Annotated in this window: 19 protein-coding genes and 3 pseudogenes; 9 read left to right on the forward strand and 13 right to left on the reverse strand. The window is 60.5% G+C overall.

Translation table 11 applies throughout. The features are described from left to right. Window positions 1-119 precede the first annotated feature (119 nt). From GUY40_RS26725 to GUY40_RS26735, 3 genes and pseudogenes are all read left to right on the forward strand, one after another. A pseudogene (locus GUY40_RS26725) lies at window positions 120-416 on the forward strand (amino acid transporter); the annotation flags it as partial. 1 nt (window position 417) lies between these two features. Next, the gene (locus GUY40_RS26730; RefSeq protein WP_166571912.1) at window positions 418-1800 is read left to right on the forward strand and encodes an aspartate aminotransferase family protein; all 1383 of its coding nucleotides are present in this window, start codon (window positions 418-420) and stop codon (window positions 1798-1800) included. Window positions 1801-1970: 170 nt separating this feature from the next. Next, window positions 1971-3011, forward strand: a complete 1041-nt coding sequence (locus tag GUY40_RS26735) for an ABC transporter substrate-binding protein (RefSeq protein ID WP_166571913.1) — start codon at window positions 1971-1973, stop codon at window positions 3009-3011. 122 nt (window positions 3012-3133) lie between these two features. Here the strand turns inward: GUY40_RS26735 and GUY40_RS26740 are convergent, their stop codons facing one another. The 3 genes from GUY40_RS26740 to GUY40_RS26750 form a co-directional block, all read right to left on the reverse strand. After that, on the reverse strand, window positions 3134-4270 hold the full coding sequence (locus GUY40_RS26740) for a hybrid-cluster NAD(P)-dependent oxidoreductase (protein WP_166571914.1): 1137 nt from the start codon (window positions 4268-4270) through the stop codon (window positions 3134-3136). A gap of 9 nt (window positions 4271-4279) precedes the next feature. After that, window positions 4280-5536, reverse strand: coding sequence for an SRPBCC family protein (locus tag GUY40_RS26745; RefSeq protein WP_166571915.1), 1257 nt, complete (start codon window positions 5534-5536; stop codon window positions 4280-4282). A gap of 137 nt (window positions 5537-5673) precedes the next feature. Further along, window positions 5674-6615 (reverse strand): LysR substrate-binding domain-containing protein, encoded by a 942-nt coding sequence (locus GUY40_RS26750; protein ID WP_166571916.1) that lies wholly within the window; start codon window positions 6613-6615, stop codon window positions 5674-5676. A 93-nt stretch (window positions 6616-6708) separates the two neighbouring features. Between GUY40_RS26750 and GUY40_RS26755 the strand changes: the two are divergent. Then, window positions 6709-7193, forward strand: a pseudogene (locus GUY40_RS26755) (VOC family protein). Between the two features lie 266 nt (window positions 7194-7459). Here GUY40_RS26755 and GUY40_RS26760 read toward each other — a convergent pair. The 3 genes from GUY40_RS26760 to GUY40_RS26770 all read right to left on the reverse strand — a co-directional run bounded on the left by GUY40_RS26760 (window position 7460) and on the right by GUY40_RS26770 (window position 10429). Further along, entirely contained in the window at window positions 7460-8413 is a 954-nt protein-coding gene (locus GUY40_RS26760; protein WP_166571917.1) for a LysR family transcriptional regulator, read from the reverse strand. Continuing rightward, on the reverse strand, window positions 8410-9384 hold the full coding sequence (locus GUY40_RS26765; RefSeq protein WP_166571918.1) for a quinone oxidoreductase: 975 nt from the start codon (window positions 9382-9384) through the stop codon (window positions 8410-8412). The genes GUY40_RS26760 and GUY40_RS26765 overlap by 4 nt, the downstream gene beginning before the upstream one ends. A 163-nt stretch (window positions 9385-9547) precedes the next feature. Further along, window positions 9548-10429 carry a LysR family transcriptional regulator gene (locus GUY40_RS26770; protein ID WP_166571928.1) on the reverse strand — a complete coding sequence of 294 codons (882 nt, stop codon included), beginning with the start codon at window positions 10427-10429 and terminating at the stop codon, window positions 9548-9550. 107 nt (window positions 10430-10536) lie between these two features. Here GUY40_RS26770 and GUY40_RS26775 point away from each other — a divergent pair, with 107 nt between their 5' ends. Continuing rightward, a complete protein-coding gene (locus GUY40_RS26775) occupies window positions 10537-11634 on the forward strand; it encodes an NADH:flavin oxidoreductase (RefSeq protein ID WP_166571919.1) in 1098 nt (365 codons plus the stop codon). An 89-nt stretch (window positions 11635-11723) separates the two neighbouring features. On the opposite strand, the gene GUY40_RS26780 is transcribed toward GUY40_RS26775, so the two are convergent. The 5 genes and pseudogenes from GUY40_RS26780 to GUY40_RS26795 form a co-directional block, all read right to left on the reverse strand. Then, the gene (locus GUY40_RS26780; protein WP_166571920.1) at window positions 11724-13367 is read right to left on the reverse strand and encodes an acetolactate synthase large subunit; all 1644 of its coding nucleotides are present in this window, start codon (window positions 13365-13367) and stop codon (window positions 11724-11726) included. Window positions 13368-13533: 166 nt separating this feature from the next. Beyond that, window positions 13534-13959 carry a DUF1810 domain-containing protein gene (locus GUY40_RS26785; protein WP_166571921.1) on the reverse strand — a complete coding sequence of 142 codons (426 nt, stop codon included), beginning with the start codon at window positions 13957-13959 and terminating at the stop codon, window positions 13534-13536. 35 nt (window positions 13960-13994) lie between these two features. After that, complete coding sequence (locus tag GUY40_RS26790; RefSeq protein WP_166571922.1) at window positions 13995-14285, reverse strand: hypothetical protein; 291 nt, start codon at window positions 14283-14285, stop codon at window positions 13995-13997. Window positions 14286-14337: 52 nt separating this feature from the next. After that, window positions 14338-14526, reverse strand: coding sequence for a hypothetical protein (locus tag GUY40_RS28955; RefSeq protein WP_371924971.1), 189 nt, complete (start codon window positions 14524-14526; stop codon window positions 14338-14340). 276 nt (window positions 14527-14802) lie between these two features. Further along, a pseudogene (locus tag GUY40_RS26795) lies at window positions 14803-15279 on the reverse strand (LysR substrate-binding domain-containing protein); the annotation flags it as partial. Window positions 15280-15398: 119 nt separating this feature from the next. On the opposite strand from GUY40_RS26795, the gene GUY40_RS26800 reads away from it, so the two are divergent. Continuing rightward, on the forward strand, window positions 15399-16115 hold the full coding sequence (locus GUY40_RS26800) for an AzlC family ABC transporter permease (RefSeq protein WP_256675885.1): 717 nt from the start codon (window positions 15399-15401) through the stop codon (window positions 16113-16115). Next, on the forward strand, window positions 16105-16413 hold the full coding sequence (locus GUY40_RS26805; RefSeq protein ID WP_166571924.1) for an AzlD family protein: 309 nt from the start codon (window positions 16105-16107) through the stop codon (window positions 16411-16413). The genes GUY40_RS26800 and GUY40_RS26805 overlap by 11 nt, the downstream gene beginning before the upstream one ends. Before the next feature lie 200 nt (window positions 16414-16613). Here GUY40_RS26805 and GUY40_RS26810 read toward each other — a convergent pair whose 3' ends face one another. Beyond that, window positions 16614-16763, reverse strand: a complete 150-nt coding sequence (locus GUY40_RS26810; protein WP_166571925.1) for a hypothetical protein — start codon at window positions 16761-16763, stop codon at window positions 16614-16616. A gap of 318 nt (window positions 16764-17081) precedes the next feature. Between GUY40_RS26810 and GUY40_RS26815 the strand changes: the two genes are divergently transcribed. Next, a complete protein-coding gene (locus GUY40_RS26815) occupies window positions 17082-18743 on the forward strand; it encodes a DUF1302 family protein (protein ID WP_166571926.1) in 1662 nt (553 codons plus the stop codon). Window positions 18744-18749: 6 nt separating this feature from the next. Then, complete coding sequence (locus GUY40_RS26820; protein ID WP_256675886.1) at window positions 18750-19988, forward strand: NADH:flavin oxidoreductase; 1239 nt, start codon at window positions 18750-18752, stop codon at window positions 19986-19988. Window positions 19989-19998: 10 nt separating this feature from the next. Here GUY40_RS26820 and GUY40_RS26825 read toward each other — a convergent pair whose 3' ends face one another. Further along, window positions 19999-20436: a hypothetical protein gene (locus tag GUY40_RS26825; protein WP_166571927.1), complete on the reverse strand. Its 438-nt coding sequence runs from the start codon at window positions 20434-20436 to the stop codon at window positions 19999-20001. Window positions 20437-20616 lie beyond the last annotated feature (180 nt).

The following is a 20616-nucleotide window of genomic DNA, read 5'->3' on the forward strand; positions in this document are numbered from 1 at the left end:
CCCGCACCTTGCGGTGCCTCGTTACATTGTCAAAGGCGCTCTTGATTCAGCCTTCTAGATTCACCCGGTGACACGGGTGGTTCCCTCCAAGTGGGAACAACTTCTGTAAGCGACTTCGTGTCGCACCCCTGCGTCGTCGTTATCCGCAGGCCAAGCGTCCGTTCCGCACTCCGTTTTATCCGTTGCCACAGATCTTCGGTATCGCCGGCATGCTGTATGCGATCTGGAATGTTTCGCCGACGCCGGAAATGACCACCTCGATCTTCGGTTACGCAGGCCTGGTCCTGACGATCGTCTCGCTGATCGCCATCGTCTGGATCAAATGCGTCATGCGTAAACCTTTATTCAAGCCCGAGCCGCTAGAACGCGTGCTGGGCAATGCTGCCGACAATGCCAAGACCCAAGGAGAGCACTGATATGACCGCGCCATTTGAAAAGAGCCGCGAAACCGCCGACTACCAGGCGCTGGATGCGGCCCACCACATTCACGCCTTCCTCGACCAGAAAGCCCTCAATGAAGAAGGGCCCCGGGTAATCGTTCGCGGTGAAGGCCTGGCCCTGTGGGACAACGACGGCAAGCGCTACCTCGATGGCATGTCGGGCCTGTGGTGCACCAACCTGGGCTACGGTCGCAAGGACCTGGCCGCCGCCGCCAGCCGCCAGCTGGAGCAGCTGCCGTACTACAACATGTTCTTCCACACCACGCACCCGGCGGTGGTGGAGCTGTCCGAGTTGTTGTTCAGCCTGTTGCCGGCGCACTACAGCCACGCCATCTACACCAACTCCGGCTCCGAAGCCAACGAGGTGCTGATCCGTACTGTGCGCCGTTACTGGCAGATCCTCGACAAGCCGCAGAAGAAAATCATGATCGGCCGCTGGAACGGCTATCACGGCTCGACCCTCGGTGCCACGGCGCTGGGTGGCATGAAGTTCATGCACGACATGGGCGGGGTGATTCCCGATGTGGCGCACATCGACGAGCCTTACTGGTTCGCCCACGAAGGTGATCTGACGCCGGCGGAATTCGGCTTGCGCGCCGCACGCCAGCTGGAGGAGAAAATTCTTGAGCTGGGCGCCGAGAACGTCGCTGCCTTTGTTGCCGAACCCTTCCAGGGCGCCGGCGGGATGATCTTCCCACCCGAGAGCTACTGGCCGGAGATCCAGCGGATCTGCCGTCAGTACGACGTGCTGTTGTGCGCTGATGAAGTGATCGGTGGTTTTGGACGCACCGGCGAGTGGTTTGCCCACCAGCACTTCGGTTTCGAGCCGGACACCTTGTCGATCGCCAAGGGCCTGACCTCCGGCTACATCCCCATGGGCGGCCTGGTGTTGTCGCGGCGCATGGCCGAGGTGCTGGTGGAACAGGGCGGGGTGTTTGCCCACGGCCTGACCTACTCCGGGCACCCGGTGGCGGCGGCGGTCGCCATCGCCAACCTCAAGGCCTTGCGTGACGAAGGCGTGGTGACCCAGGTCAAGCAGGACACCGGGCCGTACTTGCAGAACTGCCTGCGCGAGGTGTTCGGCAATCATCCCTTGATCGGTGAAGTGCAAGGCGCAGGAATGGTCGCGGCCTTGCAGTTTGCCGAAGACAAGGCCACCCGCAAGCGCTTTGCCAACGAAAACGACATGGCCTGGCGTTGCCGCACCATCGGCTTTGAAGAGGGCCTGATCATCCGCTCGACCCTGGGCCGGATGATCATGGCGCCCGCGCTGGTCGCGGGCCGCGCCGAGATCGACGAGTTGGTCGACAAGACCCGTATCGCTGTGGACCGCACGGCCCGCGAGTACGGTCGCCTCTGATCCTGCAACCCTGACCTGCTCGCCACCGCGCGCCGGTCCGGCTTTCCCGGACGAAAGCCTGTTCGCATAACGATGCCGGTCCCAAGAGGCCGGCACGATGGAACCCTATTGGTCTCTGACCAGCACTGCCCGGCATCAACCTATTAAAAAATCAGCTGTGGGAGCGTTCCATGTCCATTTCCTTGCGTCGCGTCGTACCGTTTTCATTGGCCCTGCTGTGCACCGGCGTGTTCGCCGAGCCCCAGAGCCTGACCGTCATCTCGTTTGGTGGCGCCACCAAGCAGGCCCAGGACAAGGCCTATTTCCAACCCTTCAACCAAAGCGGTGCGGGACGCATCGTGGCCGGCGAATACAACGGCGAGCTGTCGAAGATCAAGGCCATGGTCGATGTCGGCCATACCAGTTGGGATGTGGTCGAGGTCGAAAGCCCGGAACTGCTGCGTGGCTGCGATGCCGGCCTGTTCGAGCGGCTGGACACCACAAGCTTTGGCGACCATGCCCAGTTCGTGCCGGGGACCTTGACCGAATGCGGTGTGGCGACTTACGTCTGGTCGATGGTCATGGCCTTTGACCAGGACAAGCTGGCCAAGGCGCCGACGTCCTGGGCCGACTTCTGGAATATTGCCGATTTTCCGGGCAAGCGCGGCCTGCGCAAAGGCGCCAAGTACACCCTTGAAATCGCCCTGCTGGCCGACGGCGTCGAGCGTGACCAACTCTATAAAGTGCTCGCGACTCCCCAGGGCGTGACGCGTGCCTTCGCCAAGCTCGACCAGATCAAGCCGAACATCCAATGGTGGGAGGCCGGTGCGCAACCGGCGCAATGGTTGATTGCCGGTGACGTGGTCATGACCGCCGCCTACAACGGGCGTATCGCGTCGGCGCAGAAAGAGGGGATGAACCTCAGCATCGTCTGGCCGCAGAGCCTGTATGACCCTGAATACTGGGCGGTGGTCAAAGGCACGCCGAACAAGGCACTGGCCGAACGATTCATTGCGTTTGCCAGCCAGCCGCAGACCCAGAAGGTCTTCTCGGAAAACATCCCCTACGGCCCGGTGCACCGCCAGGCGCTGGCGCTGCTGCCTGAGCAGGTGCAACAGCAATTGCCGACCGCCGAGGCCAACCTGGCCCAGGCCCAGGCGGTGGATGCGGAGTTTTGGGTCGACCACGGCGAGGAGCTCGAAGAGCGGTTCAATGCCTGGGCGGCGCGCTAGGCACGCCAGCGCGTGAGTCTGCGCCTGGCTGGTAGGAGCACGGCTTGCCGGCGATAGCGGCCGAAAGATCGCCATCGCCGGCAAGCCGTGCTCCTGCCGTTCAGACCGATAGAGCCAGGGTGCTACAGATCAATGACCAGATCGGAGGTCGGACGGCTGCAGCACAACAGGCGCATGCCCCGATCGATCTCGCGTTGCCTGATACCGCCGTTGTGCTTCATCTCCACAGTGCCTTCGAGCACCGCCGTCTTGCAGGTCCCACACACGCCCTGGCTGCAGGAGGAGGGCACGATTGCACCGGCTTTTTTGGCGGCGACGAGGAGGGTCTGGTCTGAAGCCATGCTGAAGACCTTGCCCGAGCGTGAAAGCCTGATGGAGAAGGTAGCTTGCGCTTGCCCTGCCGTTGGCGCTTGCGGCACGGACAGGACACTGTCGGTGGCATTGATGTCGAAGCTTTCCTGATGATAATGGGCCAGATCGAAGCCGCCCTCGCTCAGCAACTTTTTTACTGCGTTCATGTAGCCCTGAGGGCCGCAGGTGAAGACCTCACGCTCTTTGAAGTCCGGTACTTGCGCCTGGAGTTCGGACAGGGACAAGCGCCCTGAGGGACCTTGCCAGTCCGGTTCGTCTGCGCAACTTTCACAGAGGTACACTACCCGCACACCATCCCGTGAATTCGCAATCCCCTCCAGCTCGGCACGGAAGATGATGTCCGCAGGGGTCCTGGCGCTGTGCACGAAGACGATGTCCAGTTCGGCGTGCAGATCAATGGCAGCCCGGGTCATCGACATCAACGGGGTGATGCCTGAGCCTGCCGACAGGTAAAGCAACTTGCGCGCGGGGCCGGCAACCGGCGTGAAGTGGCCGGCAGGCCCGGTAGCGTTGAGGGTCAGGCCAGGCCGCAAGTTGTCATGCAGCCAATTGGAAACAACCCCGCCCGGTACTCGCTTGACCGTGATCGAGAACGTGAACGGCCGTGTCGGCGACGAAGACAGTGTGTAGCAGCGCGAGAGGTTCTGCCCGTTGATCATCGGCGAAACCGTGATGAACTGCCCCGGCTCATAGCTCAGGGCAGGGAAGTCTCTGCAACTGAAGGTAAAGGTCTTCACGTCATGGGTTTCGCTTGCCACGCTGCAGCACTCAAGTTGCTGGGTGTTACCGCTCGGCCACTGTGTCCCGAACGCGGCCCAGTGATCGGGGTCGGTGAATCGCTGCGCATCACCGACGTTGCAGGCAGAGACGACTTCAAAGGTGCTCATGGTCATGCCTCACACGCCGTGCGCGGATAAACGCGCTGCATACCAACGGGAAAACTGATCGACATAACGTTCGGTGAACGCCGAGAACGGGCCTGGCGCGTAGGCCGGATCCTGCGTGCCGGCGTGGGTGATGCCCACCAGCCTTGCGTCCTGCTGATTGGTTGCTGCCCAGACTTCGGTCAGTGTCTGCAGATCGTAGTCAACGCCTTCCACCGCGTCGGCGTGCACCAGCCATTTGGTGCGCACCCGTGTTTTGTCGGGCGCCAGCGGAATGATGTAGGAGATCACCGCGTGATCGCTCATCACGTGAGTCCAGGAGTTGTGGGTCCACAGATGCATATCGCCCAGGTCACGGCGCTTCAGGTCGCCGAAAAGCTTTGTGCAGGCGACCTGGGTGCTCAGCGTCTGTGATTCGCCCTTGCCCGCGATGACCAGCCGCTGAGTCCGGAACTGGGTGACGGCCTCTTCATCGAGATATTCGACGGCGGCGCAGATGTAGCCTTCACGTTCCCAATCTTTCTGGTGGTTGGCATTGCGCGTGAAATACGCGTCCAATGCCTGTAGAGATTCTTCGCCCAACCCCTCCGTGCAAAAGCCGAAATCCTCCGGTAGAAACGACGCCGTCAGTTCCGGATGCGTGCCGGCGCAGTGATAACATTCGCGGTTGTTTTCAATGACCAACTTCCAGTTACCGTTCTCGATGATTTCGGATTCGTGGGCGATCCTGGTGAAGGGCAAGTTGTAATCGGCAAAGCGCGCTGTCATGTGCTGTTCCATCACCGAAATATCGTCCGGCGGGTTATCGTTCAGGCACACGAAAATATGAGTCCCGATAACGTTGGTATGCACGGGAATAAGGCTGCGGCATTTGGGGTCAAAGTCCTTGCCCATATGCGCCGCGTGCTTGAGGCTGCCGTCCAGGTCATAAGTCCACTGGTGATAGGGGCAGACCAGCCTGCCGACCGTCGACTTGCCGGCCTCCTTCAACCGCGCCCCGCGGTGGCGGCAGACATTGCGATAAGCCCTGACCTGATCGTCATCGTCGCGTACCAGGATGATCGAAGACTTGCCAATATCGAGGGTGGACACATCGCCCGGTTCGGCAATGTCTGCGGTGACACCTGCCAATATCCAATGTTGGGTAAAAAAGATGTCCACGTCCGTATCGAAGATATCGCTTCGGCCAAATAACTCGCCGTTCATGCCATGGCCCGGCTGACGGTAGGCGACCAGTTCACGGTGGCTTTTAACAGGCGCAATTTTCATTGTTTTCCTCAGGCACTTTTCAGGACATTACGAGGGTTCTGGCTCGCAGTATCCGAACGCCTGGAAAGAGCGTCAATGCGCCTAATTTTACACTTCGCATTACCTGGAGTTATGCAAGAAATCGTGTTGTCCCGAGTTCAAGGACGGGTATCCGAGCGCTCGTCGCGCAACCATTCGACCAGCCTCAGCAGGGTGGGTGTCGCGGCTCTTCCGGCGGGCAATACCACGTAATAGGCGTCTTTGGGCTTGACCACGAACGGCGTCAACCGCACCAGCTCACCAGAGGCCAGCAGGTGATCGAGCAGTCGTCCCCAGCCCAACGCGACACCATGACCGTGCAACGCCGCCTGGATGGTGTCGCTGTACAGGTTGCAGCGCAGGCTGTAATGCAGCCGGGGAGGGGACTGAGCCTGCTCTTTGAACCAGCTCTGCCAATTCATCCAGCCTTCGGTGGTGACATCCGAATCGATCAGGTCGGCCTGAAACAGATCCTCCAGGGATGACGGCTCTGGATGGCTGGCCAGCCAGGCCGGTGAGCAAACTGGAAATATCTCTTCATGGAAGAGCAGCATCGAGTGGCCGTCTTCCCATTTGCCATTGCCATAGCGCACGGCAAGGTCGATATCGTGATTGCGCAGGTCGCCCGTGAACATCTGAGTCGCCAGGCGCAGTTGCACATTCGGCAGAGCGGCGCGCAAAGCCGCGAGCCTGGGCATGACCCTCAGTTGAGAGAACGCTGCGGTAGTAACAAGCACCAGCTCTTGCTCGGCACTGCCTTCGCTGATGGTGTCGAACACACGGGCGATCTGCTGCATGGATTTTGAAACCACGGCAAACAGCGCGCTGCCTTCACCGGTCAAGCGAATGTCCCGATGCAGTCGATGAAAGAGCTGGGTGCCAAGGTTCTCTTCGAGCATCTTGACCTGCTTGCTCACCGCCGCCTGGGTAACCCCCAGCTCTCGTGCGGCCTGGGTGAAACTGTTCAACCGAGCGACCGCTTCGAACACCAGCAGCGCGGTCATCGAAGGAATGATGCGCCGGTATCCCTTGCTTTTTTTGGCGGTGTCTTCTGTGTTCATCTGACGTCCTTGCGACCTCTTTTGCCCGACGGAGTAGTCCGACTGCCTGAGCGACTAGAATGCACGTACCAGTCCAAATTTTGGAGAACCAAGATGATCAGCAAAAACACGATTTGTCTCTGGTACGACGGCACCGCACTGGACGCTGCGACGTTTTACGCCGCGACGTTCCCGGACAGCACTGTGGGACCTGCCCTGTCCACCGCGCGCCTGGCGACTATCCCGCGGGCAAAGAGGGCGATGTCCTGACGGTCGAGTTCACGGTCATGGGCATCCCCTGTCTGGGGCTGAACGGGGGGCCGGCGTTCAAGCACAACGAGGCTTTCTCGTTCCAGGTTGCGACGGACGATCAAGCCGAAACTGACCGCTTGTGGAATGCGATTGTCGGCAATGGCGGCGAGGAAAGCGAATGCGGCTGGTGCAAGGACAAGTGGGGACTGTCGTGGCAGATCACACCGCGCATCCTGACAGCCGCCTACACCCATCCTGATCGAGCGGTGGCCAAGCGCGCGTTTGAAGCGATGATGGGGATGAAGAAGATCGACATCGCTGCGATCGAAGCGGCACTGGAGCGTTGACCGGTTGAATGCTGGCCCCCATGGTGGAAAAATCGCTATCGTCGGCATGCCGTAATGCCAGTCAGTTAAGCAATTGAACGACGCAACACCTGTAGGAGCGGACCCGGCCGCGATGGGCTGCGAAGCGGCCCCGGCGATTCTGAAACCGCCGGCACTCACAAGCTGATTCGCCGATGTCACAGGCCCAAGGGGCCGCTGCGCGGCCCATCGCGGCCAGGCCGGGACGCCGGACCGCCGCTCCTACATGGACGTCTGTGCTCCGGTCCTTAACTGATTGGCATTGCGGCAAGCCGTGCTGCTACCCACGGCGGCCCATGGTCAAACCTGGACTCAATCCATGCCTTGAAGGCCATGACCGTCGCCGCTGGAAACTTGGCCGAAGGCCTGACCAGATAAACCCCGCCCGTGGTATCCAGTTGCCAATCGGGAAACACGCGTATCAGCTGCCCTTCGGCAATGTCGCGGCTCATCAACCACTCGCCGGCGCCCAGGATTCCCACGTCGGCGCGGGCTGCGGCAAGCAGTGACTCGCTGTCATTGGCCGTCAATGTGCCCTTGGGCACGACGGTGTGCTGGCGGTCGCCGCAATGCAATCGCCAGTGCGGAAAGGACGCCAGCCCACTGAAGCGCAGGCAATTGTGTTCGCTGAGATCCTGCGGGGTCGTCGGTAAACCGTGGCGTTCGAGGTAGGCAGGGGAGGCGCACAAGATTCGCCGGTGATCGCAGAGCTTCTTCGCGATTAACCGGTTGTCTTCCAGCTCGCCAATCCGGATGGCGGCGTCGAACCCTTCATCGATGATGTCAACCAGTCGCTCGCTATAGTCGGCGATGATCGAGACATGCGGATAAGCCTTGAGGAACTCCGGCAGCATAGGGCCGAGCCAGAGTCGCCCCATGGCTGCCGGCAGTGCCAGGCGCAATACCCCACGAACTTCGGCGGCCCCCGAGCTGGCCTGCTGTTCGGCTTCAGCGATCAGCCCGATGGCGGCGCGCAGGCGCTGCTCGAGGCTGGCGCCGACGTCGGTGATTCGCACCTGTCGGGTGGAGCGCTCGACAAGTCGAACGCCCAGGCGCTTTTCCATCGCCGCCAGTCGCTTGGAGATAACCGTGGGGTGGCGCTGCAATAACCGGCCGGCCGCCACGAACGAGCCCTGTGCGGCGACGGCCAGGAAAGCAGCGATCTCGTCGCTGTGCTGATTGTCCAGAACATCAAGATTCATGGCTTTAGAATGATTGCCCCCGATGAGCGTCCGGATTCCAGGTCGGCGTGCGCCAATGCTGCGTCCGCCAGTGAATAGCTGCCCCAGATACGGGGCGTGATGATACCGGCCTCTACCGCCGCCAATACGTCCCGGGCTCGTTCCTGGTATTCAGCCACGCTGGCCGTATGGGCAGCCAGCGAAGGGCGCGTCAGAAATAGCGAGCCTTTGGCGTTCAGTGTCGCCAGCTCCACGGGGGAGGGGGCTCCGGATGATGTGCCAAAGGACACCATAAGGCCACGTGGCCGTAAGCTATCCAACGATGCCTCGAAGGAGATACGGCCAATCGGGTCATAGACCACATCCACCTTTTTTCCGTCGGTAATACGGGTAACTTCCGCCGCCAGGGTGTTCGGATCGAAGACCAGCACTGCTTCGCATCCCAGCGCGTAAGCTTTTTCGACACTGGCGGGCCTTGAAACCACACCGATCACGAAAGCCCCCAAATGCTTTGCCCATTGCGCCATGATTGCGCCTAAACCGCCGGCCACGCCGTACAGCAGCATCGTCGTGCCTGGCCCGACGGGATAGGTGCTTTTGAGCAGATAATGCGCCGTGATGCCCTTGAACATCACAGCGGCGGCATCATCGAACGTGAGCGGGTCCGGAATGTTGACCAGCCGTTCTGCCGGAAAGAGCCGGGCCGTTGCGTATGCACCCACGGGGCCTGTCGCATAAGCCACGCGATCACCGGCACGAACGTTAGTCACGCCGGCCCCCACGGTGACCACGCGACCGGCGCCTTCGAGCCCCAGGCCGGAAGGAAGGGGCACGCGAACGGCGCCATTACGTTGGGTGACATCGAGAAAGTTGACGCCAATGGCTTCGTGTTGCAGCCACACCTCACCAGGCCCCGGCGACTGATCGCTCATGCGCTCGACGTTCAGGACTTCAGGCTTGCCCACTTGGCTAAACCGGATCGCAGACACCATGTTCATCTCCTCACTGTAAGGCGCTTCAACTGTGTGCCCGAGTATGGGAACTGGCCTGTGATCGAACAAGGCGGTCCGCTTGCAGTTCATTGATGCAGTGTATGCAGCAATCGATGGCCAATACAGCCTGGATCCGTCAATAAGGTTTTTTATCGAGCCGCCATCAAGCACCGGCGGCAAGCGCCACTTCGAGTTTTTCAAGGAAGGCACGCACCCGATAAGGCACATGCTGACGGGTCGGCAGTATCGCGCTGATAGCAAGCGCTTCGGCCACCGCGTCACTGAGCTCAACGCGTGTAAGGCTCCCCTCCAGCAATTCGTTGCGAATATCCCAGTACGTCAGCATGGCCAGGCCCAACCCCTGCTTGCTCGCCGTTCGTACCGCCTCGACGCTGTTGGCTGAAAATGCCGCCTCGGCACGCATCGCAATACGCTCCGGTCCCTGTACGAAGGGCCAGTAAGGCATTCCATGCAAGGCAATGCATTTGTGCTGCTTCAACGCCTCAAGCGACGAAGGCGTTCCGAAGCGATCCAAGTAATCGGGGCTGGCGCAGATGACGCGGGGGTTAGGCGCCAGTGCGCGAGCCACCAAGGTTGAATCGCGCAGCGTCGCGATGCGGATTGCAACATCGATACCCAGGCTGACGATGTCCACGATGCTGTCAGAAAGGGTGAGGTCCACCTGCAAGGCGGGGTGTTCATCAAGCAGCGTTGGAATCAAGGGCATGATCACCGCCTGGCCGAACACGGTGGGCGCGGTGATCTTCAAGACACCGCTTGCAGTGCCGGCATGGGTCCGCAAGGTGGCGCGGGCCGCCTCCTCAGCCTCGATCATGGTCCTGGCATAGGGCAGAAACGCCTCTCCCTCCGGCGTCAGCGAAATCGAACGTGTCGTTCGATGTACCAGCCTGACGGCCAACTCACGTTCCAGGGACGCCAACCGCCTGGACACCGCCATCGCTGACAGACCAAGCCGACGCGCAGCCCCGGAAAGACTGTCGCTGGCAGCGATGGCAACAAACACCTCGACCTCGGGAATCTGCATCATTTATATCCATTTTCGTTACGCCGGCTTACTGCGCAGGGCGCCTTCTGCAGGTTGATCAGCGCATGTATCTTGGCAATCCTTCAATCCCCATGAGGACTTCCTGGATGCTTACGCCTGGTCACCCGATTTTAACGCCTTTTGATATTGGCAACATTCAGCTCAAGAACAGGTTTGCAGTAGCGCCGATGACGCGTGTCAGCGCGACAGAAGATGGCAATGCCACTGAGCAGATGGCTCGCTATTACGAGCGGTTTGCCAAGGGCGGCTTCGGGTTGGTCATCACCGAAGGCATCTATACCGATCGAAAGTTTTCTCAGGGCTATCCCTGCCAGCCGGGTATTGCTGACCACGCGCAGGCCATGGCTTGGCGAGCAGTGACCGACCGTATCCACAGCCACCCATCGAGGGTGTTTGCGCAACTGATGCATGCGGGAGCGCTCAATCAGGGCAACCGTTTCATCGGGGGCAGCGCCGCACCCTCCGCGGTGCGACCCAAGGGCACACAAATGCCGTTTTATTACGGCAGTGGCCAATACCCCATGCCACAGGCCATGACCGATGAAGACATCGCCGATGCTATCGATGGTTTTGCCCAAGCGGCCAAGCGAGCCGTTGACGTGGCGGGATTCGACGGAATCGAGATCCATGGCGCGAATGGTTACCTGCTCGACCAGTTCCTCACGGGTTACACCAATCAGCGCAACGACCGATGGGGTGGCGATGTACGTCAGCGGCTCGGTCTGATGCTGGAGGTGGTAAAGGCGGTGAGGACAGCTGTCGGAAACGCTGCAGTGGGTGTTCGGATCTCGCAAGGCAAGGTCAATGATTACCAACACAAATGGCCAGAGGGCGAGGCGGCCGCCGAGGTTATCTTCGGGGCTTTGGCGGACGCCGAAGTGGACTTTATCCACGTCACTGAATTCGAAGCCTGGAAGCCTGCGTACGATGGCGGTGATGCCACCCTGGTAGCCCTCGCTCGTCGCTATGCAGACCCAGTGCCTGTGATTGCCAACGGCGGTCTGCATCACCTTCACCATGCAGAGCAGGCCATCCGGGAGGGTGCCAATATCATTGCCTTGGGCAAGGCTGCACTGGCCAATCCGGACTTCCCCGTGCGACTGGTCGACGGCCGTGGCTTTCGCGAATTGGAACCGTCGATTCTGGGGCCTATTGCCAACATCAAGGCCAGTGAGTTGGCGTGAGCAATGAGCTGCTGGGGCGCTCCTTAGTGCCACGCAGCGCACCCGCGCCAAGCCCCCAGGGCCCGGCGCGGGTCAGCTCATTTCAAACCTCAGACCGCCAGACTGCGCTCACGCAGTTCGATGTTGAGGATCCGGTCGTTCTCGGAATAATCGACCGGGCAGTCGATCACATGGACGCCAGGGGTCTTCAGGCACTGCTCCAGCAGCGGCAGGAAACCTTCGGCGCTTTCGACGCGGTGGCCCTGGGCGCCATAGGCCTGGGCATACTGGACGAAGTCCGGGTTGCCATAGTCCAGGCCGAAGTCGGTGAAGCCCATGTTCGACTGCTTCCAGCGGATCATGCCGTAGCCGTCGTCGCGCAGGATGATGACCGTGAGGTTCATCTTCAGGCGCACGGCGGTTTCCAGTTCCTGGCTGTTCATCATGAAGCCGCCATCACCGCACACCGCGACAATCGGTCGATCCGGGTAGACCAGGTGCGAGGCCATCGCCGACGGCAGGCCGGCGCCCATGGTTGCCAGGGCATTGTCCAGCAGCACGGTGTTTGGCATGTGCGCCTTGTAGTTGCGGGCGAACCAGATCTTGTAGATGCCGTTGTCCAGGGCGACGATGCCATTGGACGGCAGGGCGCGGCGCACATCGGCGACCAGGCGTTGCGGGTAGATCGGGAAGCGCTCGTCGTCGGCGCCTTCAATGATCTGCGCTTCGTTGGCCTCGCGGATGGCCATCAGGCGGGTGAAATCCCAATGCGAGGTGTCGGACAAGGCTTCGCCGATCTGCCAGACCGCGTTGGCGATGTCGCCGATCACCTCGATCTGCGGGAAGTACACCGGATCCACCTCGGCGGAACGGAAGTTGACATGGATGACTTCGGTACCGCCGCGAACCATGAAGAAGGGCGGCTTTTCAATGACGTCGTGGCCGATGTTGACGATCAGGTCGGCGGCCTCGACGGCGCGGTGGACGAAGTCACCGGAGGACAATGCGGCGTTGCCGATAAAGCGCGGATGGCGTTCATCGACCACGCCCTTGCCCATCTGCGTGGTGACGAACGGGATACCGGTCTTGTCGATCAGTTGCTTGAGGACCTTGGCGGTCATCTTGCGGTTGGCGCCAGCACCGATCACCAGAATCGGGCTGCGAGCGGTGTGAAGCTTCTCGACGGCGGCAGCAATCGCCTTGTGCTCAGCCAGCGGGCGACGATGCAGGCTCGGCGGGATCGGCAGGCTGTCGGTTTGCTCGGCGGCGATGTCTTCGGGCAGTTCCAGGTGCACGGCGCCGGGTTTTTCTTCTTCAGCCAGGCGAAAGGCCTCGCGAACGCGCGACGGAATATTGTCAGCGGAGGCCAGCTGATGGGTGTACTTGGTCAGCGGCTGCATCATGCCGACCACATCGAGAATCTGGAAGCGGCCTTGCTTGGACTTCTTGATCGGCTTCTGCCCGGTGATCATCAGCATCGGCATGCCGCCCAGATACGCATAGGCGCCGGCGGTCACCAGGTTGGTCGCGCCCGGACCCAGCGTCGACAGGCTGACACCGGTCTTGCCGGTCAGGCGACCGTAGGTGGCGGCCATGAAACCGGCGGACTGCTCGTGCCGGGTGAGGATCAGCTTGATCTGCGATTTGCGCAGGGATTCCAGCAAGTCGAGGTTTTCCTCGCCGGGAATCCCGAAGACGTACTGCACGCCTTCGTTTTCAAGACACTGCACTACTACATCTGCTGCCTTTGCCATGCTGTTGCTCTCAGAAATCCAAATGGAAGGAGACGTCGACTGGCATCCCCATTGCGCGATTGAAGTGAGGTCGGGATCGCGCCCTGGCAGTGCCAGAGCGCTTCGAAATCTTAGCTGGCGTTGGATTGACCAACCACAAGTGCTTCTGCTCTTTTTCGCTTGGGGTTTACTGGCCAAGAAGGGCCAGGGTCCTGGCGTCCGGCTCGCCGCCGTAGAACTGATCGAGGGCCCGCTGGAACAGGGGGTGATCGGGCTTGATGCTGGCGAACAGGGTGAGGCAGGAGCGCAGCTTCAGATCGTCCGTGCGGCCAAGAATTTGCAGTGCACTCTTGTCGCTGTGTTGCAGGATGGCCGCAACGCTTTCCTCAAGCCTTGGCCCGAGCACTTCATGCTGCAGATAGGCCCGGGCTTCGGCTGCACCGGAAATGGCAAAGCGTTCGGCTATTTCGCTGTGCCCGAGCCCTTCCAATTGCGGGAAGATAAACCACATCCAGTGACTGGTCTTGCGCCCGGCCCGCAACTCTTCCATGACGCGGGTAAAGACCGGGCGCTGGGCTTCGACGAAACGAAGAAGATTGAAGGGATCGTGCATGCTGGTATTCATCCGAGATCGATTGACAGGGCAGGCTAGTTGATCTGCACAATCACCGGACCTACCGTGATGACCGGCGGGTTCGCCTGGATATTCGAGGCGTTTTTCGAAATCCAGTCGCGCGCGACTTTCACGCTCTCATCCGTGCCGGCCTTGTCGGTACACACAGTCACCGACATGCCGCCATCACCACTGGCCAACAGCGTGTAGCTGACCAGGCCCGAGACGTTGCGCAGGGCAGCCTCGACATCGGCCTTCTTCTCTTGCAAAACATCGAAAAGCTGCTTTGCTCCAACACCCGAGTAGGTTCTTATAACGGCGTACATAGTAATCTCCTTTGGGAGTTACCCTTTGACTGCCAATGTTCAATTAGTCAGCTTAGCCAAACGCCGGCGCCAAGTGAAAAGTAACGACCGCCGGCCGTGGCAAGTGTTGTTGCGCATCAATCGATGGCACTTCGAAACTTCCCACTATTTGCGGTTGTCGCTCACTTGGCTCGGTCGACCCTGCTACCACTGCATTGGCCATTCTCGCGTGGTTCGCCGCTATTTCATTGAGATCTGACACGTTGCCTCTCCGGTGACTCGCCAAGCTTAGTGCTGGAGTCCTTAATCATTAATGGTGATCGCTGCCGCGTCAGGATTATGTCGTTCTGGGGCCGCGCGGCCGGACTGTGCAATACCTGCGCCAAACACTGTCACGTATTTGGCGGTATTTATTAATAGGCGACGAATGGTGGAACGCCGCTGTTTGCTGTTGTAGGAGCACGGCTTGCCGGCGATAGCGGCCGAAAGATCGCCATCGCCGGCAAGCCGTGCTCCTACATTGTTTCAGACCGATGTTTCAGGTTGACGCTGAAATTCTCAGCGTCTTGATCAGCAGACTGTGCAGGCTATCTACGGGCTTCGACCCCTGGGACGCACGGCTGCGGTAAACCGCAACTTCCATCGGTTCGAGCGGCCCCAGCCCGTGTTCAGAACCCAGGATTTCGAAATGCTCCGGTGCGCTGCATCGGGTCAAGACAGCGACAGCCAGGCCGCTTTCAACTGCGGCTATCTGGCCGGCCAGGCTTGAGCTGTTATAAACCACTCGGTATTGGCGTCCTTGCAAGGCCAGATCGAGGTCACCGCGCTCAATACGAGGGATCAGCGAGGTCGATTGCTCGCAGTCCAGTTCAATGTCAACTGCGCCATGGCGTGGCGCAAAGCGTTTGAGCGCAGGCGTCAGGTACTTGGCTGCATAGTCATCCGGAACCCCAAGGCGGATGCGGCCGGTCAATTCGTCCCCGTGAAAAGCGGTCTGTGCATCCGCATGGAGGTCCTGCGGGTTCATAACGCTCCCATGTATTCGAGAATCAAATAGCACCCAGGAAAATTATGCGCTTTTCGGGTGGCCTTGTCTGGGGGATAGTGCAACCGCCAAATAGAGGAGGTTATATTTTGTTATCCGTTGATACGAGCTCATCCAGGTTGGAGCTCAATGATGTGTGGGGTGGCTTCAAACAGCTATTACCCATTTCTTTGTTCGTCATTGTCTTTGGGGTGGCCTTTGGTCTTGCGGCTGCACAGACAGGCCTGGATGACGCTTCGATTGTCATGATGAGCACCCTGGTGTTTGCTGGAGCAGCGCAGTTTGCCGTGCTCGATCAGTGGGGAGAGCAAGTCCCCCTTGTTCCGCTGGTGATCACCGTCTTTGCCATCAATGCTCGGCACTTGTTGATGGGGGCGACGTTGTATCCATGGCTGCGCGATCTGCCGCGTGCAAAACGTTATGGCGTGATGTTGGTTGTCTCGGATGCCAACTGGGCAATGTCCATGCAGGCATTCAGTCGCGGTGAGCCGGGCCTGGGACTTCTATTCGGTGGCGGCATTGCGCTGTGGGCAGCATGGGCTTTAGGCAGCTGGATGGGCCTGTATTTTGGCAGTGCGATTCATGATCCGGTGAGCCTGGGGCTGGACATGGTCATGGGCTGCTTCCTGCTGGCCATGGTGATCGGCGGGCAGAAAAACCTGCGTATGTTACTGATCTGGATCGTCGCTGCCTGCTCATCACTCGGTGCTTATTGGTACCTGCCGGATAACAGTCATGTCGTTGCGGGGGCGGTGGCCGGCGGCATGCTCGGCGCGTTGTGGACGGAGAAAAAAATTGAGCATTGAAACCACCGGCTTCGGCGCCCTCATCATTGTGTTGATCATGGCAGCGGTCACCCTGGCAACGCGTTGGGGCGGTATTTTTGTGATGTCATTCGTACCCATCAATTATCGGGTACAGCAATTCATCAGCGCCATGTCGGGGTCGGTGTTGGTGGCCGTTCTTGCTCCCCTGGCGGTGGCGGGTGACAACGGTGCACGACTGGCCTTGTTAACTACCGCCAGCGTCATGCTGCTGGTCAAAAAACCTCTACCCGCGATCGCGGCAGGCATCGTCGCAGCAGCGTTGTTCAGGCAGTTATGAGTGAGATGTTTTGCTATGGGTTCAACATCCGCATCCATGGACGATGACTGCCAGTGACGGCGGTTACGCTCGACTTGCTGGATGCCCTTGAGCGCGCCGCGTAAATGCACATCGCTTACGGGTAGGAGCACGGCTTGCCGGCGATAGCGATCTTTGGGCCGCTATCGCCGGCAAGCCGTGCTCCTACAGGCGTATGCCGCTCAGACCCCTTTGGTGGAAGGCAGCAGGATGGTCAGAATCCCCAGCAGCGGCAGGTAAGAGAAACATCGCTCCGATCCCTGCATCCGTGAGGGCAATCGCCAGTACCACGACTGCGACCAGGGTCCGATGCTGCGCTGGGTAGTTTGCATTTCACTCTCCATTGTTTTTTGTGTGCTGGAGCAACACGCAGAATCGGCAATCGCCTCTTCTGCGTGAGGAGACCTAAAGGGCAGGGCGGCTCAGACGGTCGGCGTCCAGGCACTCTGGCGAGCACGGACAGACGCAACGTTTTTGCCTGTCCGGTTCCCCATTCACACCTAAGCGGTGTGGACTAAGCCAAACGGATGATGCGACGGCATGTGCCGCTTTCCACACTGACCCAACCGCTACAGCCCTTGATTGCGGGCAGGCCGGTATGCGTCGGGGTCAATGCCTGGCGATGGAAAAATAATAATAGGGAGTGGGGTATGCGCAGGCTGCAAAACAATGTTCATCAGGGAGCGGGCAAACAATGGACGCCTTGTCTGTTGAGCCTGGCGGTGGCCATGGCAGGAGGGTCGGCCGTGGCCGGGCCAAGCTTCCAACTGGGCGAGAACACCACGCTGGACTCGTCACTGACAGTCAACTACACCGCGTCGATGCGGACCGCCAAGCAGGCGCACCAGTACCTCAACGACCTCAACCATGATGACGGCACGCGCAATTTCAAGCGTGGCTCGCTGATCAACAACCGGGTCAGCCTGTTTGGCGAACTGCTGCTCAAGCATGACAATCTCGGTGGTGTGCTGCGCGGCAGTGGCTTCTATGACGATGTCTACCACAACCGCAACGCCAACGATTCGCCGGGCACCGTGAACAAGATCGGCCGCCATGACGGCTTTACCAGTGACACCCGCCGGCGCAGCGGCAGCAAGGCACGCCTGCTCGACGCTTATGTCTACGGCAATTTCGACATCTTCGGCGACCAGTACCTGTCACTCAAGGCCGGGCGCCATCTGGTGGCCTGGGGCGAGAGCCTGTTCTGGCCGAACATCAGCCAGGGCCAGGCGCCCGTGGATGCCACCAAGTTCAACGTGCCGGGTACCGAAGCCAAGGACGCCTACCTGCCGGTGGGACAGGTCTCGGCCTCCTGGTCGCTGAACGATGACCTGACGCTGCTCGCGTTCTACCAGTACGACTGGGAGAAAACCGACCTCAACCCGGTGGGCGATTACTTCGGCAGCGACTTCTTCGGCCCGGGCGCCGAGTTCTTCCGCTTGAGTGCCGGGGTGATCGATACGCTGCCGGACAAGACCTTCACCGGCGTGAACTATGCCGGCCAGGTCGAGCCAGGCGACAGCGGCCAGTGGGGCCTGGGCACCCGGTACCGGCTGACCGAGAGTACCGAGATCGGCCTGTTCCACTATCGCTACCACGAACGTGTCGGGGCGTTGTTCTTCGATTTCACCGGACAAACCCAGTACTCCTCGCTCAAAAGCATCGGCAAGCATGCGAGCACGGCCGACGCCCCCTCGTACAAGCTGGGCTATTTCGACGATGTTGAGCTGACCGGTATCAGCTTCAGCTCCAAGCTTGGCGACGCCGTGCAAGTTGCCGGTGACCTGAGTTACCGCGATGGTGCTTCGGTGTACCTGAACAATGGCGCGCCAGCCCGCGGCCAGTTGCTGCAGGGCAACCTCAACGCTGTGTACATTCTTGGCCCAAGCTTCATCGCCCACCAGACCACATTGCTGGGGGAGGTGGTGCATCAGCATATCGAGGGTGTGGACGACGTCACCATCACCGGCGGCGGGCCAGGCGTGGATGGCACCTTCAATGACTTTGAATCCAAGGCACAGACCCGAGGTTCGACCCTGCTGGGTGTCGGCGCCTACTTCGACTATCCCTCGGTGGTCAACGGCTGGGACTTGACCACCCGCGCGGTATGGACGCAGAACGTCGATGGCAGTGCCTATCAGGGCCTGGGCCGTGCCGAAAAACGCATAACGTTGGGTGCGGACTTCAAGTACCTGGGCAACTTCCAGGTCGGCTTGACCTATGTCGGCTACCTCAGTTCGCCGGATATCGTCCAGGGCCGCACCCTGGCGGATCGCGATTACCTGTCATTCAACGCCAAGTACACCTACTGAGAGCTTATGATGAACCGCGATCAAGACCTGCCCGTTTCACCGTTCAGCCCTCTGACCATCGGCCCGGTGACCCTGCGCAACCGCTTTATCAAGTCGGCCACCAACGAAGGCATGGCGCCGGAGGGCGTGCCCAGCAAACAACTGGTCAAGTTCCACGAGTCGATAGCCGCCGGTGGCACCGCCATGATCACCCTGGCGTACTGTGCGGTGTCTGCCGATGGCCGCACGTTGCCGGGGCAAATCGTGCTCGGTCGGCACTCGCAACCGCACTTGCGGGTGCTGACCGATGCCGTGCACCGACACGGCGCTGCCGCTTCGGCGCAGATTACCCACGGTGGTTGTTTCACCTTCATTCGTGAACGAAGCACGCGCAGACCCTTGTCGGCCAGCGGCGGCTTCAACAAGGTCGGCCTGATGAGTGGCATGTTCACCAAGCAGGCCATGACCGAGGCCGACATGCAGCAAGTCGCCAGCCAGTTCGTGAGTAGCGCGCGCCTGGCCCGTGAGGCCGGGTTCGATGCAGTGGAGTTGCACCTGGGCCACGGCTACCTGCTCAGCCAGTTCATTTCGCCGTTGTACAACAAGCGTCGCGATCAGTACGGCGGCGCCCTGGACAATCGCCTGCGCTTTCCCGCCATGGTGTTGCGCCAGGTGCTGGATGCGGTGGGCAAGGACATGGCGGTGGTGTGCAAGTACAGCATCACCGATGGCGTGCGGGCCGGCAACAACGCCGAGGATGGTGCGGCCATTGCCCGTATCCTCGAACGCGAAGGCGCACACCTGCTGGTCCTGAGTGCGGGGATGAACGTAGAGTCGATCACCACCATGTTCGGCTCGTCGTTTCCCAAGGAAAACCGCGTCACGGCGAGCAACCCGATCATCGCCGCGGCGATGATGATCCAGGGGCTGACCGAGCCCAAGGTGGATTTCCGTGAGTTGTATTTGCTCGAACACGCGCGCAAGGTGCGTGCCGCCGTGCAGATGCCGCTGGCGTATCTGGGGGGTGTGAAGAGTTTGTCAGGCATCGAGCAGGTACTGGCCGAGGGCTTCGACGCCGTGGCTCTGGGCCGGGTACTGATCGCTGAGCCCGATTATGTCAACAAACTGGCCGCTGGCACCTGCCGCGACTCGCTGTGCACCTCATGCAACCGCTGCGTGGCGATGATGTATACGCCGGGTGGCACCTCTTGCGTGCTCGGCCAGCCCGGCGACGCCCGCCTCAATAGTCTGCCGGCCGCTTACTGAGGGCCTGCAATCACTGGATGTTGCCGCAGAACAGGTCGCGGTTGCCATCCATCGGCGCTGCGCGCACCACCAGCGCGTACGCGCCGGAGCGTAGCTGGCTGAGGGGTACCGGAGCGCGCTTCCACATCTGCCAGGGTGGCATCGATTTCAGGTCCGTACCGACCGTCTGGTTCATTTCATAGGCCGGTTGCGGGCCCGGCTTCTCGCAGGAACCGGGGTAGATATAGGTGTACAGGTGGACGGGGCGCACGGTGCCGTTCGGCACGCCGCCGACGATCAGTGAAATACTGGTTTCGTCGCCGGCCGCAGTCAATGACGCCTGGGCGATTTTCCCGGAGTTGTAGGTCGACGGGTTCAGCGTGACGTCAAGGCTGTCTTGCGGTCGTGTTGCACAACCCGCCATCCATCCGACCGTTATCGCTAGCGCCAACCCCAATATTCTGTTCATCACCCGTCTCTGTATGCCAGGAAAGGGGGCATCGGCCAATGCCCTAAGGCGAGATCCATGTAGGAGCGGACCTGGCCGCGATGGGCCGCGCAGCGGCCCCTGAGGCCATTGGTATCTGCGATTGAGCCAGCAAGTGCAGGTGATTTCAGAATCGCCGGGGCCGCTGCGCAGCCCATCGCG

It is taken from the genome of Pseudomonas sp. R5(2019), from assembly GCF_009905435.1.
Classification (GTDB): domain Bacteria; phylum Pseudomonadota; class Gammaproteobacteria; order Pseudomonadales; family Pseudomonadaceae; genus Aquipseudomonas.